Raw genomic sequence first — 571 nt, 5'->3', positions numbered from 1 at the left:
GGCAGAACCGACCACGGTGCCGTTGATCCTCGGACGTCGACGTATCGCAGGGTCGCTGATTGGCGGCATCCGCGAAACGCAGGAGATGCTTGATTTCTGTGCGAAAAAACAGATCCTGCCCGATTGCGAAATGATTCGTATGGACCAGATCAACGAGGCTTTCGATCGTATGGAACGCGCCGATGTGCGTTACCGTTTTGTCATCGATATGGCCTCACTGCCTGCGCCCAGCGCACAGTAATCATCTGAACAACGCGCCGCCGCACAACGCCGGTGGCGCAAACCGGAAGGTTGCATGCTGAAAGAAAACTTCAACGATCTGATGTCATTTTTGGCGGTTGCCAGAGAGCGCAGCTTTACCAAAGCCGCCGCTCACCTTGGCGTATCGCAATCCGCGCTGAGCCATTCGGTACGCAGTCTGGAAGAGCGTCTGGAACTGCGATTACTCACCCGCACCACGCGCAGCGTCGCGCCGACGGAGGTCGGCGAACAGCTCGCAAGCCGTCTTGAACCACATCTGGCCGATATTGAAAACGAACTCATCGCGCTGCGCGACATGCGTGCACGTCCG

General features: G+C 57.6%; 1 protein-coding gene and 1 pseudogene. Both read left to right on the top strand.

All coding sequences use genetic code 11. The features are described 5' to 3' along the window. A pseudogene (locus tag J5224_RS34345) lies at positions 1–241 on the top strand (NAD(P)-dependent alcohol dehydrogenase); the annotation flags it as partial. A 54-nt stretch (positions 242–295) separates the two neighbouring features. Continuing rightward, a partial coding sequence (locus J5224_RS34340; RefSeq protein ID WP_264629305.1) for a LysR family transcriptional regulator occupies positions 296–571 on the top strand: 276 nt, incomplete at its 3' end.

The organism is Candidatus Symbiopectobacterium sp. NZEC135 (assembly GCF_025962695.1).
Note: the sequence above shows the minus strand (reverse complement) of the source record. Positions and strands in the feature narration are given on the sequence as shown.